This is a genomic window from Streptomyces yongxingensis, from assembly GCF_055597465.1.
Map to the genome: position 1 here is coordinate 5214746 of NZ_CM145717.1, position 14555 is coordinate 5229300.

Sequence of the window (14555 nt, forward strand, 5' to 3'; positions counted from 1 at the left end):
GGGGCGGGGCTCCTCGCGTTCACCGGTGGCTCGTCACATGCATCACCGGCAGAGCACATCGTGCTTCGGCCGCTCACCGGTCAGCAGGAAGTCCGTCACCCTCCGGTCCGCGCAGGCGCTGCCGTTCTCCACGTACGCCGCGCCATGCCCCATCGCGTCCACGCCGACCATCCGGGCCCGGTCGCCAAAGGCCCGCCGGAGACCCAGCGCCCCGCTGTACGGGGTGGCCACATCGCGCTTGTTCTGCACCAGCAGGACGTTCGACGGCCCCTGATCGGTGATCCGCACCGGCTTGTCCCGCGGCGCGTCATGCCAGAACGCGCACGGGGTGACGTTCACCGGCATGCCCGCGGTGAGCGGGTGGCTCTTACGGCTGGCGGCGACATCCCGCGCGTAGCCGGGCAGGGAGGTGGGCCACTCCACGTCGTTGCAGATGGTCGCGAGGGACACGGCCGCGGCGTCCTGCGGGGGGTCGGCCGGTGCCTCGGCGGGCGCCTTGCCCGCGTCCGCGTCGACGATCAGCCGGGCCAGGCCCTCGAAGTCGTCCCGGGAGTACAGGGCGTTCAGCATGCTCTGGCGCAGTGCGTTGCCGTTCAGCTCGGGCGGGTTGGCGCCGGGCCACGGCAGCGGCTTCGCGTCCAGCCGGGCGGCGAGGTCCAGGACCCGCCGCCGCACCCCGTCGGGGGTCTCGGCGAGCCGGACGGGGCTGTCGGGCGCGGAGGCCCAGGCGGCGAAGTCGGGGAAGGTGTCCTCGACGCCCACGGCGTAGTTGGCCAGCCAGCGGCGCTCCACCCGCTTCGGGTCCGGGTCGTCATTGCTGTCCAGCACCCAGCGGTCGGTGTGCTCGGGGAACATCTGCGCGTAGACGGAGCCCACATACGTCCCGTACGAGACGCCCCACGCGGACAGCTTCCGCTCGCCGAGCGCCCGGCGGACGCTGTCGATGTCCCGCGCCTCGTTGACGGTGCTGATGGTGCGCAGCAGTTCGCCGCCGTTGCGGGCGCAGGTGTCGGCGATGCGGCGGCCGGTGGTGATGTTCCGCGTGATGTCCCCGTCGGGGGCGGGCCAGGGGCGGGAGGCGAGCAGCGACAGATCGGCGGGGTTCAGATCGCATCCGGTGTGCGTGGACTTCCCCATGCCGCGCGGGTCGAAGCTGACGATGTCGTACGCGTCCCGCACCGACTTCGGCAGCCGCTTGCCGAGCCTGCTGGGCCGGTCAAGACCCGGCGATCCGGGGCCGCCCGGGATCAGCAGCAGGGTGCCCCGGCGGGCCTGCGGCCGCTCGCTGGGGATGCGGGAGACGGCGAGGGAGATCCGCTTGCCGCCGGGGTCGCGGTGGTCCAGCGGCACCTTGAGCGTGGCGCATTCCTGACGGGGGTCGAGCCCGGTGCCCTCGCAGGCGCCCCAGTCGAGCGCGGCGGTGGTGGGATCGGCCAAAGCTCCCGGGACCGCGTTCGCGGACGCGACCCCGAGCAGGGAGGCGGTGGCGGCGGTGGCGAGGGCCAGTGCGGCGGTTCTGCCGGTCGTCGGTCTCATGTGCACAAGCCTTGTCGAACCGGCCTTCCCGTCCCATCCGGGCAACCGGCCGACCCGCTCGGGGGAAAACCCCCGGGCGACTGCCATGAGTACCCCCGCGCACGTAGCATTCGGGACACATTTCCCGGACCAGGACAACCTCTCACCGCCCCGGTCCGTCCAACCCCGTGAATCACCTGTCATCAACGGACAACAGACCATTGGGGGCTTGACCATGCGACGGTGGGGGACCGCACTCGCGGCGACGGCGCTCGCGGGCGGCGCGCTGGCGGCGACGGCGGGGACGGCCGGGGCCGTCACGCCGACCGCGGCCAAGGCGGCGACGACCTGTGAGACCGGCTGGGGCAGCGGCGAGAAGACGGCCCAACCGGCGGGACACGCACCGCTGGGGAACGTCAGGACGGGCCGGCACGCGTGCTACGACCGCATCGTGTTCGACGTGAAGGGGGCCACGGCCGCCGATCGCGTCGGCTACCGCGTGGGGTATGTGAACACCCTGTACCAGGACGGCTCGGGCGAGGAGATCCCGGTCCGCGGCGGCGCGATCCTGGACATCCATGTGTCCGCGCCGAGCTACGACCCGGGCAGCGGCGCCGAGTCGTACCCGGGGCGGGCGCGCAAGCCGCTGCCGGGGGTGGACATCTCCGGCTACCAGACCTTCCGGGACACCCGCTTCGGCGCCAGCTTCGAGGGTGAGACCCAGGTCGGCCTCGGGGTGCGGGCACGGCTGCCGTTCCGGGTCTTCCAGACCGACGGGCACGTCGTGGTGGACGTGGCGCACTCCTGGAACGCGGTGCGCTGAGCACGGCGCCGGAGCCACAAAAAGGGCCTGCCCCGCGACCCGAATGGTTCGCGGGGCAGGCCCCTCGCTGTGCCGCGGGTGACGGCTACCTGCTGAAGCCGTAGTCCATCAGCTTCTTCGCGTCCTTCGTACGGTTGTCCACCGAGGTGGAGGCGAGGACGGTGCCGATCATCGTCTTCCCGTTCCGGGTGGCGGCGAAGACCAGGCAGTACTTGGCCTCCGGACCCGAACCGGTCTTGACGCCGATGGTGCCCGAGTAGCTGCCCAGCAGGTTGTTGGTGTTGGTCCACGACATGTAGCGGTAGCCGCCGTTCTTCGTGGTCACCTTCTGCTTGGTCGACTTGGTCTTCACGACCGAACGGAACGTGGAGTACTTCATCGCGCTGCTGGCCAGCTTGGTCAGATCGCGCGGCGTGGAGTAGTTGGCGCCGTGCCCGATGCCGTCGAACGAGTCGAAGTGGGTGTTCGTCAGCCCGAGGGACTTGGCCGTGGTGTTCATCTTGCCGATGAACGACTTCACCCGCGCGGCCCGGGTGGAGCCGGTGCCGAACTTGTCCGCCAGCGCGTACGCCGCGTCACAGCCGGACGGCAGCATCAGCCCGTACAGCAGCTGGCGGACAGTGACCTTGTCGCCGACGATCAGCTTGGCCGAGGAGGCCCAGTTGTTGTCGACGATGTAGTCGCTGTACGCCTTCTGGACCGTGACCTTGGCGTCCAGGTTGAGGTTCGGCTGCGCGAGCACCACCCGGGCGGTCATGATCTTGGTGGTGGAGCCGGTGGAAAGACGGGTGTCCGCGGCCTTGGTGAACAGGCTCTTCCCCGTGGCGTTGTTCATCACGAACCCGCCCTTGGCGGCGATCGTGGGAGTAGCGGTCGTCGCGGCCTGCGCGGAGGCGGTGAACGCCCCCGCCGTCAGCACGGCTCCAGCGGTGATCGTGACCGCGGATACGCGACGTAGACCTTTCATACCGGTTTTCAACGTGAATATCTCCAAATGCCCCTGGCCTGCGGCCGCATCACAGGGCCGCTCCCTGGTCAGACTTCCAAGAGGGCCCGATGGATGTGCCCTCCGCCGAGATTTCCTGGAAATTCCCCCGGGTGCGCCTGTGCGCCGGGTGCGTCACCGCAGTTGGGAGTCGACCGCCGCCGGGGCGAAGAGGGCGTCCGCGACCATGTGGGCCGCGCCGGTGACGCCCGCGCGGGTGGCCAGTGGGGAGAGGACGACCCGCAGGTCCCGCGTGGCCAGGGGAAGCGAGCGGCGGTAGGTGACCTCCCGGATACCGGCGATCAGATGCTCCTGGGCATGGGCGAGGCCGCCGCCGACCACCAGGATCGAGGGGTTGAGCAGGCTGACCGCGTCGGCGACGCCCTGCCCGAGCAGGCGCCCGGCGTGGCGCAGCAGCCGTACGGCGTCGCCGTTGCCGGAACGCACCAGGCGCACCACATCGTCGGTGGTGGCCACCTCGTGCCCGGCGGCGGTGAGGTCGCGCACCAGGGCCCAGCCGCCGGCCACCGCCTCCAGGCAGCCGGAGTTGCCGCAGCGGCACAGGGGCGCGTCCGGGGAGGTCTCGTCGAGCCCGGGGGCGGGGATGTGGCCGATGTCGCCCGCAGCGCCCTGGGAGCCGTGGTGGAGCCGCCCGCCGAGCACCAGACCGGAGCCGATGCCGGTGCCCGCCTTGACGAAGAGCAGATGCCGGACCTCGGGCCAGTTGACCCGGTGCTCGCCCAGCGCCATCAGATTGGTGTCCTTGTCGGCCAGCACCGGGCAGTCGTAGGTGTCGCGGAAGAAGTCCGGCACCGTATAGCCGTCCCAGCCGGTCATGATGGGCGGGCTGACCACCCGGCCGGTGCCCGACTCGACCGGGCCCGGCACGCCGATGCCGATGCCGCGCACCCGCTCGGCGGGCTCGCCGGCCTCCTTCAGCAGCCGCCGGAAGTCGGCGGCCACCTGGCCGAGCACCGCCTCCGGCCCCTCGGCCACATCGAGGTCCCGGCGGTGCGCGACGAGGACGTCACAGGCCATGTCGGCGAGCGCGGTGTGCACATGGCTGCCGCCGATGTCGGCCACCAGCAGCACTCCGGAGTCGGGGCGCAGCCGGAAGGAGCCCGCCGGGCGGCCGCCGGTGGAGTCGGCCGCGCCGGACACCTCCAGATAGCCCGCCTCGGTCAACGCCTCCAGCCGGGTGGCCATGGTCGACCGGGAGAGCCCGGTGGCCGCCATCAGCTGGGCGCGGGTGGTGGCACGGCCGCCGCGGATGAGCGCCAGCACCGCCCCGGGGCCCGTGGGATGCGCCTGTGCTGGCTGACCTGCCGAGACCGCCTCCGTCACTGGGCCCTGTCCTCCGCTGTTCACGCTCTGTTCGGTACCGCCCACACCGTACCTCCCTTTACGACCGACCCCAAGAAGACTTATGTATTGCCTTCACGCAAAAGCTGCGTAACATCAGGCGGGCAACGCCGCACAGCACGCCCGAAGGGCAGGCAGGAGAAGGGATCGCCATGAACGACCTCGGAGTGCACGCACTCGTGTGGACCGGCGACTGGACGCCCGAGGGCGCCCGGACCGCCGCCGCCCGCAGCCGCGAGGCCGGCTACGACCTGGTCGAGATATCCCTCCACGACCCCGGGATCGTCGATGTGAAGGCCACCCGCGACGTGCTCGCCGCCCACGAGCTCGGCGTCGCCTGCTCCCGCGGCCTCGCCTTCGACTCCGACGTCTCCGCCGAGGACCCCGCGACCGCCGCCCGCGGCGAGGCGCTGCTGCGCCAGGCCCTCCACCTCACCCATGGCCTCGGCGGCCACTACTTCGGCGGGGTGCTCTACGGCGCGCTCGGCAAGTACGGCCACCCGCCGACCCCCAAGGGCCGCGAACACGCCGTCCAGGCCCTGCGCAGGCTCGCCGCCGAGGCCGACGGGCTCGGGGTGACCCTCGGCCTGGAGGTGGTCAACCGCTACGAGTCCAACCTGGTCAACACCGCACGGCAGTGCCTGGAGCTGATCGACGAGATCGGCGCGGCCAATGTGGTGGTCCACCTCGACACGTACCACATGAACATCGAGGAGCAGGACTTCGCCCGCCCCGTCCGCGCCTGCGGCGACCGCCTCGGCTACGTCCACATCGGCGAGTCCCACCGCGGCTACCTCGGCTCCGGCACCGTGGACTTCCCCGCCTTCTTCCACGCCCTCGCGGACATCGGCTACCAGGGCCCGATCACCTTCGAGTCCTTCTCCTCCGCCGTGGTCGCCCCCGGCCTCTCCCACGACCTCGCCGTCTGGCGCGACCTGTGGGCCGACGGCGCCGACCTCGCCACCCACGCCCGCTCGTACATCGCCGACCAGCTCAAGGCCGCCCACGCGGCGGTCTGAGCATCCCGCCCCATCACCCGCGTCCCGTAAAATCCCCGAAATCGCCGAAAGCGCCCGCTATGACTCCCCAGCACCTCCTTGAGCGCGCTCAGCGCCTGGCCGACGCAGGCGGCCGCCGTCTGCTCGGCATCGCCGGACCACCCGGGGCCGGCAAGACCACCCTCGCCGAGCACCTGGTCGACGCCCTCGGCGCCGACCGGGCCGTCCTGGTGCCCATGGACGGCTTCCACCTCGCCGACGCCGAGCTGCGCCGACTCGGCCTGATCGGCCGCAAGGGCGCGCCGGAGACCTTCGATCCGTACGGCTACACCGCGCTGCTGCGGCGGCTGCGGGCGCCGCGCACCGAGGAGGTCGTCTACGCGCCGGGGTTCGACCGCGAGCTCGAGCAGCCGGTCGCGGGCACCATCCCGGTGGAGCCGGAGATCCCGCTGGTGATCACCGAGGGGAACTACCTGCTGCTGGACGCGGCGCCCTGGCTCCCGGTGCGCGAGCTGCTGGACGAGACCTGGTGGGTCGACCTGGACACCGAGGAGCGGGTGCGCCGGCTGATCGAGCGCCATGAGCGGTTCGGCAAACCGCGCGACGAGGCCGAGCGCTTCGTCCTCACCTCCGACGAGGCCAACGCCCGGCTGGTGGCCCCCGGGCGGGCGGCCGCCGACTTCGTGGTCAGGGGCCGGTGATGACCGGCACGCTCAGCCTCGGGGCCGTCGACTGGTTCCTGCTCACCGTCTACTTCGGCGCGATCATCGCCATCGGCATCACCACCAAGCGGGCCGTCCGCACCACCGGTGACTTCTTCCTCGCCGGGCGCTCGATGCCCGCATGGATCACCGGCCTGGCCTTCATATCCGCCAACCTCGGCGCCCTGGAGATCATCGGCGGCGCGGCCAACGGCGCCCAGTACGGCGCCGCCGCGGTGCACTTCTACTGGCTCGGCGCCATCCCCGCGATGGTCTTCCTCGGCGTCGTGATGATGCCGTTCTACTACTCGACGCGGGTCCACAGCGTCTCGGAGTATCTGCGCCGCCGCTTCAACAACCAGACCCACCTCCTCAACAGCGTCGTCTTCGCCGTGGCGCAGATGCTGCTGGCCGGGGTGAACCTCTTCGCGCTCGCCCTGATCGTCAAGCTGCTGATCGGCTGGCCGCTGTGGCTGTCCATCCTGCTGTCGGCGGTCTTCGTCCTCGCGTACATCACCCTGGGCGGGCTCGCGGGCGCGATCTACGGCGAGGTGCTTCAGTTCTTCGTGATCCTCGCCGGGCTGATCCCGATCGTCGTCATCGGACTGCACTACGTGGGCGGCTTCAGCGGCCTGCGGGAGGCCGTGCAGGACCCCAGCCTGCTGCACACCTGGCAGGGCACCACACCGGGCCACTGGACCAATCCGCTGGGCGACTGGATCGGCCTGGCGATGGGCGAGGGCTTCGTCCTCGCCTTCGGCTACTGGACCACCAACTTCGCCGAGGTGCAGCGGTCCCTGGCCGCCAAGGACCTCAACGCGGCCCGCCGCACCCCGCTGATCGCGGCCTTCCCCAAGATGGCGCTGCCGCTGTTCACCGTGGTCCCCGGCATGATCGCGCTGGTCATCATCCCCAAGCTGGGGAAGCCCGGCGGGCCCACGTACAACGACGTGATCCCCGAGATGATGCAGCGTTTCCTGCCGAACGGCGTGCTCGGCATCGCGCTCACCGGGCTGCTGGCGGCCTTCATGGCGGGCATGGCGGCCAACATCTCCGGCTTCAACACGGTGTTCACGTACGACATCTGGAAGCCGTACGTGGTCAGGGGGCGTGAGGACCGCTACTACCTCAAGGCCGGGCGCTACGCCACGGTCGCGGGCATCGCGGTGAGCGTGGCCGCCGCGTTCGTCGCCTCCGAGTACAACAACATCCAGAACTACATCCAACTGCTGTTCTCGTTCTTCAACTCACCGCTGTTCGCGACCTTCCTGCTGGCGATGTTCTGGAAGCGGGTCACCCCGTGGGCGGGCTTCTGGGGCATGCTCTCCGGCACGGTCGCGGCGGCCGCGGCCCATCTCTCGGCGTACCACATCGGCTGGTTCTACCCCGGCGGCGAGGTCGGCCCGCACGACACGATCAACGCCCAGATGGCCAACTTCTACGGCGCGCTCTTCGCCTTCGTCGTGGACGCGGTCGTCACGGTCGCGGTCACCTTCGTCACCAAGCCGAAGCCGGTCGCGGAACTGGCCGGTCTGGTGTGGGGCCTGCCCGACCCCGACTCGCCGGACGCCCATGAGGCGCTGGTGCGGCAGCCGTGGTGGAAGTCCCCGGTGGTGCTGGGGAGCGTCATCCTGACCCTGACAGCGGCTCTGAGCGTCTGGCTGGTGGTGGCCGTATGAATGGAGAGAACCCGATGACCCCGGGAAAGACCTTCGACGTGCGGTGGCTCATCGCCGGGCTGCTCGGCCTGTACGGCGCGGTGCTGACCGTGCTGGGCGTGACGGACAGCCCCGCCGAGGTGGCCAAGGCCGACGGCATCCGCATCAACCTGTGGATCGGCCTCGGCCTGCTGGCCGTGGCGGCGGCGTTCGCGGCCTGGGCCAAGCTGGCCCCGCAGGGACGCGAGGACCGGTGACGCGAAGGCCGGAGGACCGGTGACGCGAAGGCCGGGGGCTCCGCGCCCCCGGCCTCGTGGTCATTCCGCGCGCCTCGTGCTCAATCCGCGCGGTGGAGTGTCACTCCCCGCGGTTCAGCCGCTGGGCCACCTCGGTCGCCCAGTACGTGAGGATCATTCCCGCGCCCGCGCGCCGGACCGAGGTCAGCGTCTCCATGATGGCGCGGTCACGGTCGATCCAGCCGTTGGCCGCGGCCGCCTCGACCATCGCGTACTCACCTGAGATCTGGTACGCGGCCACCGGCACGTCCACGGCGTCGGCGATCTGCCGCAGGATGTCCAGGTACGGCAGGGCCGGCTTGACCATGACCATGTCCGCGCCCTCGGCCAGGTCCAGCTCCAGCTCGCGCAGCGACTCGCGGGCGTTGGGCGGGTCCTGCTGGTAGGTCTTGCGGTCGCCCTTCAGCGAGGAGCCCACCGCCTCGCGGAACGGTCCGTAGAAGGCGGAGGCGTACTTCGCGGTGTAGGCGAGGATCGACACGTCCTGGTACCCCGCGCCGTCGAGCGCGTCGCGGACGACGCCGACCTGGCCGTCCATCATGCCGCTCGGGCCGACCGTGTGGACGCCCGCGTCGGCCTGGGCGCGGGCCATCTCCGCGTACCGCTCCAGGGTGGCGTCGTTGTCGATCCGGCCCTCGGCGTCCAGGACGCCGCAGTGGCCGTGGTCGGTGTGCTCATCCAGGCAGAGGTCGGACATGATCACGAGGTCGTCGCCGACCTCGGCGCGCACATCGCGGATCGCCACCTGGAGGATCCCGTCCGGGTCGGTGCCGGGGGTGCCGACCGCGTCCTTCTTGGACTCCTCCGGCACCCCGAAGAGCATGATCCCGCCGAGCCCCGCGGCGACCGCCTCGGCCGCCGCCTTCCGCAGCGTGTCCCGGCTGTGCTGGACCACGCCCGGCATCGACTGCAGCGGCACCGGCTCGGTCACGCCCTCGCGGACGAACGCGGGCAGGATCAGCTCGGCCGGGTGCAGCCGGGTCTCCGCGACCATGCGCCGCATCGCGGGCGTGGTGCGCAGCCGGCGCGGCCGCGTACCGGGGAAGCTGCCGTACGAGATGCTCAAGAGCGTGCCCTCCTTCGGGAACCGGGCCGTCGCTCGCTCGGGCGGGTGACCGGCTCCCCGGCCTCGATCGCGGCCTGCCGCCGCGCCGCCCCGAAGTCCGCGAGCGCCTCGGCCAGCTTGAGCACCGAGGGCTCGGGCGACAGCACATCCACCCGCAGCCCGTGCTCCTCCGCGGTCTTCGCGGTGGCCGGGCCGATACAGGCGATGACAGTGACATTGTGCGGCTTGCCCGCGATGCCGACGAGGTTCCGCACGGTGGACGACGAGGTGAAGAGCACCGCGTCGAACCCGCCGCCCTTGATGGCCTCACGGGTCTCGGCCGGCGGCGGCGAGGCGCGCACGGTGCGGTACGCGGTCACGTCGTCGACCTCCCAGCCCAGCTCGATCAGCCCGGCGACCAGGGTCTCGGTGGCGATGTCGGCGCGCGGCAGGAACACCCGGTCGATCGGGTCGAACACCGGGTCGTACGGCGGCCAGTCCTCCAGCAGCCCGGCCGCGGACTGCTCACCGCTGGGCACCAGATCCGGCTTCACCCCGAATTCGATCAGCGACTTCGCGGTCTGCTCGCCCACCGCCGCGACCTTGATCCCGGCGAACGCGCGGGCGTCGAGCCCGTACTCCTCGAACTTCTCGCGCACCGCCTTGACCGCGTTGACCGAGGTGAAGGCGATCCACTCATAGCGCCCGGTGACCAGGCCCTTGACCGCGCGCTCCATCTGCTGCGGGGTGCGCGGCGGCTCCACGGCGATGGTCGGCACCTCACTGGGCACCGCGCCGTAGCCGCGCAGCTGATCGGAGAGCGAGGCGGCCTGCTCCTTGGTGCGCGGGACCAGGACCTTCCAGCCGAACAGCGGCTTGGATTCGAACCATGACAGCTGATCGCGCCGGCCGGCCGCGCTCTGCTCGCCGACCACGGCTATCACCGGCTGGGCGCCCTGCGGCGACGGCAGCACCTTGGCCGCCTTCAGCACCTGGGCGATGGTCCCCAGCGTCGCGGTCCAGGTCCGCTGGCGGGTGGTGGTGCCGGCGACGGTGACGGTGAGCGGGGTGTCCGGCTTGCGGCCCGCGGCCACCAGCTCGCCCGCGGCGGCGGCCACCGTCTCCAGGGTCGCGGAGACCACGGCGGTCGCGTCGGACGAGCCGATCTCGCTCCAGCAGCGCTCGTCGGCGCTCAGGGCGTCCACGAAGCGCACATCCGCGCTGTGGGCGTCCCGCAGCGGCACCCCCGCGTAGGCGGGCACGCCCACCGCGGCGGCCACACCGGGCACCACCTCGAAGACGATGCCCTCGGCGGCGCAGGCGAGCATCTCGTCGGCGGCGTATCCGTCGAGGCCGGGGTCGCCCGCGACCGCGCGCACGACCCGCTTGCCGCCGCGCGCGGCCGTCATGACAAGATTGGCGCTGTCCCTGAGTACCGGGACGGTGGCGGTGCCTGACGACCCATCGGCGTCCGCCTGCCGCGGTGTGCCCTGAGCGTCCGCGGCCACGCCCGGCCTGACGTGCTGGCGCACCACGTCGAGCACTTGAGGGTCGGCGATCAACACGTCCGCGGAGGCGAGTGCCTCCACGGCGCGCAAGGTCAGCAGGCCCGGATCTCCGGGGCCCGCACCGAGGAAGGTGACGTGTCCGCAGCCGGGGTGATTCGGGGCGTTGGGGTTCAAAGTGCTCGCTCCCCCATAAGACCGGCCGCACCCTTGGCGAGCATCTCGGCGGCGAGTACGCGACCGAGGTCCGCGGCCTCACTGGGCGATGCGGGTACGGGACCGGTGGTGGACAGCTGCACCAGCGTCGTGCCGTCGAGCGTGCCGACGACGCCGCGCAGGCGCATTTCGGTGACAGCCTGACCGTCGCCCAACAGGTCGGCCAGCGCCCCCACGGGTGCGCTGCAGCCGGCCTCCAGGGCGGCGAGCAGGGATCGCTCGGCGGTCACGGCGACCCGTGTGGACGGGTCGTCGATCTCGGCGAGCCGGGCAGCGAGCGCCACGCTGGACGCGGCACACTCCACCGCCAGGGCCCCCTGGCCGGGGGCGGGCAAAACATGGTCGACATCGAGCGGCTCGGTCGCCTCGCCGATCCGTCCCAGACGGATCAGACCGGCGGCGGCGAGCACCACGGCGTCCAGCCGTCCCGAGCGGACGTAGCCGATGCGGGTGTCGACGTTGCCGCGTATCGGCACGGTCTCGATGTCGAGGCCGAAGGAGCGGGCCCACGCGTTGAGCTGGGCCGCGCGGCGCGGGGATCCGGTGCCTATCCGGGCCCCCGGCGGAAGCTGGGCGAAGGTGAGCCCGTCCCGGGCGATCAGCGCGTCGCGCGGGTCCTCGCGGCGCGGGACCGCGGCCAGCGTCAGCCCCTCCGGCTCCGCGGTGGGAAGGTCCTTCAGCGAGTGCACGGCCAGGTCGATCTCGCCCCTGAGCAGCGCCTCGCGCAGCGCCGAGACGAAGACGCCGGCGCCGCCGATCTGGGCGAGGTGCTCGCGCGAGGTGTCGCCGTACGTGGTGATCTCGACGAGCTCGACGGGGCGCCCGGTGACCTCGCGGACCAGGTCCGCGACCAGACCGGACTGGGCCATGGCGAGCGCGCTGCGGCGGGTGCCCAGGCGCAGCGGCGGAGCGCCGCCGGAGGCGGCGGGTGAGGGGGTGGCGTTCATGCCCGGCCTCCCTTCGGATCGTTCGGTTCGGCGGTGCGGGCCGAGCCGTCGGCGCGGCTGACGGCGGCGACCGCCTGCGGATCGAGGTCGAAGAGCTCCCGCAGCGCGTCCGCGTAACCGGCGCCTCCCGGAGTGCTGGCGAGCTGCTTGACCCGCACGGTGGGCGCGTGCAGCAGCTTGTCGACGACCCGGCGCACGGTCTGCGTGATCTCGGCCCGCTGCTTGTCGTCCAGATCGGGAAGTCGCCCGTCGAGTCGGGCGATCTCACTGGCGACGACGTCCGCCGCCATGGTACGCAGCGCGACCACCGTCGGGGTGATGTGCGCGGCCCGCTGGGCCGCCCCGAAGGCGGCGACCTCCTCGGAGACGATGGCCCGCACCTTGTCCACGTCGGCGGCCATCGCCCCGGCGGACGATCCCGGCGCGCCGGACGGCTCGGCGGCCGCCTCGGCGAGGGACTCGATGTCGACCAGGTGCAGCCCCTCGATCCGGTGCGCCGCCGCGTCTATGTCGCGCGGCATCGCCAGGTCCAGCAGCGAGACGTCCGCCCCGGCGGGGTGCGCCCCGGGCGGGCAGGCGGCGCGCTGGGCGAGCGCGGTGCGCAGCTCGGCGGCGGTCAGGACCAGGCCGGTCGCGCCCGTACAGGACACCACGATGTCGGCGTGCGGCAGCTCGGCGGAGACCCGGTCCCGCGGCACGGCGCGGGCCACCAGGCCCTCGCGCAACGTTTCCGCACCGGCGGAGGTGTCCTCACCGGCGGGGGGGATCGCGACCGGGGTGGCGGCGTGCTGCTGGGCCAGGGACTCGGCCAGGCGCAGCGCCCGCTCCAACGTCCTGTTGGCGATCACCAGTTCTGATACACCGGCGCGCGCGAGCGTCGCCGCGGCCAGCGAGGACATCGAACCGGCGCCGATCACCAGGGCGCGCCTGCCCCGGGCCCACTCCGCCACCGGCGCGCCCTGCGCCAGCTGCTCCAGGCCGAAGGTGACCAGCGACTGGCCCGCCCGGTCGATCCCGGTCTCGCTGTGGGCCCGCTTGCCGACCCGCAGCGCCTGCTGGAAGAGATCGTTCAGCAGCCGGCCGGCGGTGTGCAGCTCCTGTCCGAGCGCCAGCGCGTCCTTGATCTGGCCGAGGATCTGGCCCTCGCCCACGACCATCGAGTCCAGCCCGCAGGCCACCGAGAACAGGTGGTGGACGGCCCGGTCCTCGTAGTGGACGTAGAGGTACGGGGTGAGCTCGTCCAGTCCGACGCCGGTGTGCTGGGCGAGCAGCGTGGACAGCTCGGCGACCCCGGCGTGGAACTTGTCCACGTCGGCGTAGAGCTCGATGCGGTTGCAGGTGGCCAGCACCGCGGCCTCGGTGGCGGGCTCGGCGGCGAGGGTGTCCTGCACCAGCTTCGCCGGCTCGTCCCCCACCAGGGCGGCGCGCTCCAGCACGCTCACGGGCGCGCTGCGGTGACTCAGTCCGACGACCAGGAGACTCATGCCGGCATCACGGCGGGCACGTCCCCGTCAGGTCCTTGCCGGCCGCTGTCGGCGCCGGGGGCGCCCGAGGGCGCGCGATGGGGGGCCACGGGCGGCGGTGGAACCGCCCCCGCGGCCTCCTCGGGGGCGGCGACCTCCTCGCCCGCCTTGCGCTGCTCGTGGAAGGCGAGGATCTGGAGCTCGATCGAGAGATCGACCTTGCGCACGTCCACCCCGTCCGGAACGGACAGCACGGTGGGCGCGAAGTTGAGGATCGAGGTGATCCCGGCCGCGACGAGCCGGTCGCAGACCTGCTGGGCCGCGCCCGCCGGGGTGGCGATGACGCCGATCGAGACGCCGTTGTCCGTGATGATCTTCTCGAGCTCGTCGGTGTGCTGCACCGGGATGCCCGCGACCGGCTTCCCGGCCATCGCGGGGTCGGCGTCGATCAGCGCGGCGACCCGGAAGCCACGGGAGGCGAAGCCGCCGTAGTTGGCGAGCGCGGCGCCGAGGTTACCGATACCGACGATCACAACCGGCCAGTCCTGGGTGAGCCCGAGCTCCCGCGAGATCTGGTAGACGAGGTACTCCACGTCGTAGCCGACACCGCGGGTGCCGTACGAACCGAGATAGGAGAAGTCCTTGCGCAGCTTGGCCGAATTGACGCCGGCCGCGGTGGCCAGCTCCTCCGAGGACACCGTGGGCACCGAACGCTCGGAGAGAGCGGTCAGCGCACGCAGATACAGCGGTAGCCGGGCGACGGTGGCCTCGGGGATCCCTCGGCTGCGGGTCGCCGGTCGGTGAGTTCGGCCAGTTGCCACGGTGCTCCTGCGGGTAGAGCGAGGCTGCGGGCGGCCGGGTGTTTCATGACCGCCCCATCGACAGCAGGCTATGTCTTTGTGAACGCGTGCACAAAGATGGTGTCCGCTTTGTCCGAGCAAAGTGACCGGTGTCACGCGCCTTATCGAGCCAGCCGCGGAACCACTACCTGCATCGCACCGTTCCCCGCGGGCACGCTCGCCCCAATGGGCCGCCGACGGG

Annotated in this window: 13 protein-coding genes; 5 read left to right on the forward strand and 8 right to left on the reverse strand. The window is 71.9% G+C overall.

Features of this window, described 5'->3' with window-relative positions; all coding sequences use genetic code 11:
* Window positions 1–42: 42 nt before the first annotated feature.
* Window positions 43–1536: an alpha/beta hydrolase gene (locus ACZ6TD_RS22240; protein ID WP_471356653.1), complete on the reverse strand. Its 1494-nt coding sequence runs from the start codon at window positions 1534–1536 to the stop codon at window positions 43–45.
* Between the two features lie 214 nt (window positions 1537–1750).
* Between ACZ6TD_RS22240 and ACZ6TD_RS22245 the strand changes: the two genes are divergently transcribed.
* Window positions 1751–2338, forward strand: coding sequence for an AMIN-like domain-containing (lipo)protein (locus ACZ6TD_RS22245; protein WP_471357942.1), 588 nt, complete (start codon window positions 1751–1753; stop codon window positions 2336–2338).
* An 85-nt stretch (window positions 2339–2423) separates the two neighbouring features.
* Here the strand turns inward: ACZ6TD_RS22245 and ACZ6TD_RS22250 are convergent, their stop codons facing one another.
* The gene (locus ACZ6TD_RS22250; RefSeq protein WP_471356655.1) at window positions 2424–3305 is read right to left on the reverse strand and encodes a D-alanyl-D-alanine carboxypeptidase family protein; all 882 of its coding nucleotides are present in this window, start codon (window positions 3303–3305) and stop codon (window positions 2424–2426) included.
* A 153-nt stretch (window positions 3306–3458) separates the two neighbouring features.
* Entirely contained in the window at window positions 3459–4667 is a 1209-nt protein-coding gene (locus ACZ6TD_RS22255) for an ROK family transcriptional regulator (protein ID WP_471356658.1), read from the reverse strand.
* A gap of 170 nt (window positions 4668–4837) precedes the next feature.
* Between ACZ6TD_RS22255 and ACZ6TD_RS22260 the strand changes: the two genes are divergently transcribed.
* Genes ACZ6TD_RS22260 through ACZ6TD_RS22275 form a run of 4 tightly spaced genes read left to right on the forward strand, consistent with a single transcriptional unit; the run spans window position 4838 to window position 8299 of the window.
* Window positions 4838–5704 carry a sugar phosphate isomerase/epimerase family protein gene (locus tag ACZ6TD_RS22260; RefSeq protein WP_471356660.1) on the forward strand — a complete coding sequence of 289 codons (867 nt, stop codon included), beginning with the start codon at window positions 4838–4840 and terminating at the stop codon, window positions 5702–5704.
* Window positions 5705–5763: 59 nt separating this feature from the next.
* A complete protein-coding gene (locus ACZ6TD_RS22265; RefSeq protein ID WP_471356663.1) occupies window positions 5764–6384 on the forward strand; it encodes a nucleoside/nucleotide kinase family protein in 621 nt (206 codons plus the stop codon).
* Window positions 6384–8063 carry a sodium:solute symporter family protein gene (locus ACZ6TD_RS22270; RefSeq protein WP_471356665.1) on the forward strand — a complete coding sequence of 560 codons (1680 nt, stop codon included), beginning with the start codon at window positions 6384–6386 and terminating at the stop codon, window positions 8061–8063. The genes ACZ6TD_RS22265 and ACZ6TD_RS22270 overlap by 1 nt, the downstream gene beginning before the upstream one ends.
* Window positions 8064–8077: 14 nt before the next feature.
* Window positions 8078–8299: a hypothetical protein gene (locus ACZ6TD_RS22275; protein ID WP_471356668.1), complete on the forward strand. Its 222-nt coding sequence runs from the start codon at window positions 8078–8080 to the stop codon at window positions 8297–8299.
* A gap of 100 nt (window positions 8300–8399) precedes the next feature.
* Here ACZ6TD_RS22275 and hemB read toward each other — a convergent pair whose 3' ends face one another.
* Genes hemB through ACZ6TD_RS22300 form a run of 5 tightly spaced genes read right to left on the reverse strand, consistent with a single transcriptional unit; the run spans window position 8400 to window position 14335 of the window.
* The gene (gene hemB, locus ACZ6TD_RS22280; RefSeq protein WP_471357945.1) at window positions 8400–9341 is read right to left on the reverse strand and encodes a porphobilinogen synthase; all 942 of its coding nucleotides are present in this window, start codon (window positions 9339–9341) and stop codon (window positions 8400–8402) included.
* A 59-nt stretch (window positions 9342–9400) separates the two neighbouring features.
* Window positions 9401–11065, reverse strand: coding sequence for a bifunctional uroporphyrinogen-III C-methyltransferase/uroporphyrinogen-III synthase (locus ACZ6TD_RS22285; RefSeq protein ID WP_471356671.1), 1665 nt, complete (start codon window positions 11063–11065; stop codon window positions 9401–9403).
* Complete coding sequence (gene hemC / locus ACZ6TD_RS22290; RefSeq protein WP_471356674.1) at window positions 11062–12051, reverse strand: hydroxymethylbilane synthase; 990 nt, start codon at window positions 12049–12051, stop codon at window positions 11062–11064. Before hemC ends, ACZ6TD_RS22285 begins: the two co-directional genes overlap by 4 nt.
* Window positions 12048–13535: a glutamyl-tRNA reductase gene (locus tag ACZ6TD_RS22295; protein ID WP_471356676.1), complete on the reverse strand. Its 1488-nt coding sequence runs from the start codon at window positions 13533–13535 to the stop codon at window positions 12048–12050. The genes hemC and ACZ6TD_RS22295 overlap by 4 nt, the downstream gene beginning before the upstream one ends.
* Window positions 13532–14335 carry a redox-sensing transcriptional repressor Rex gene (locus ACZ6TD_RS22300; protein WP_121824622.1) on the reverse strand — a complete coding sequence of 268 codons (804 nt, stop codon included), beginning with the start codon at window positions 14333–14335 and terminating at the stop codon, window positions 13532–13534. Before ACZ6TD_RS22300 ends, ACZ6TD_RS22295 begins: the two co-directional genes overlap by 4 nt.
* Window positions 14336–14555 lie beyond the last annotated feature (220 nt).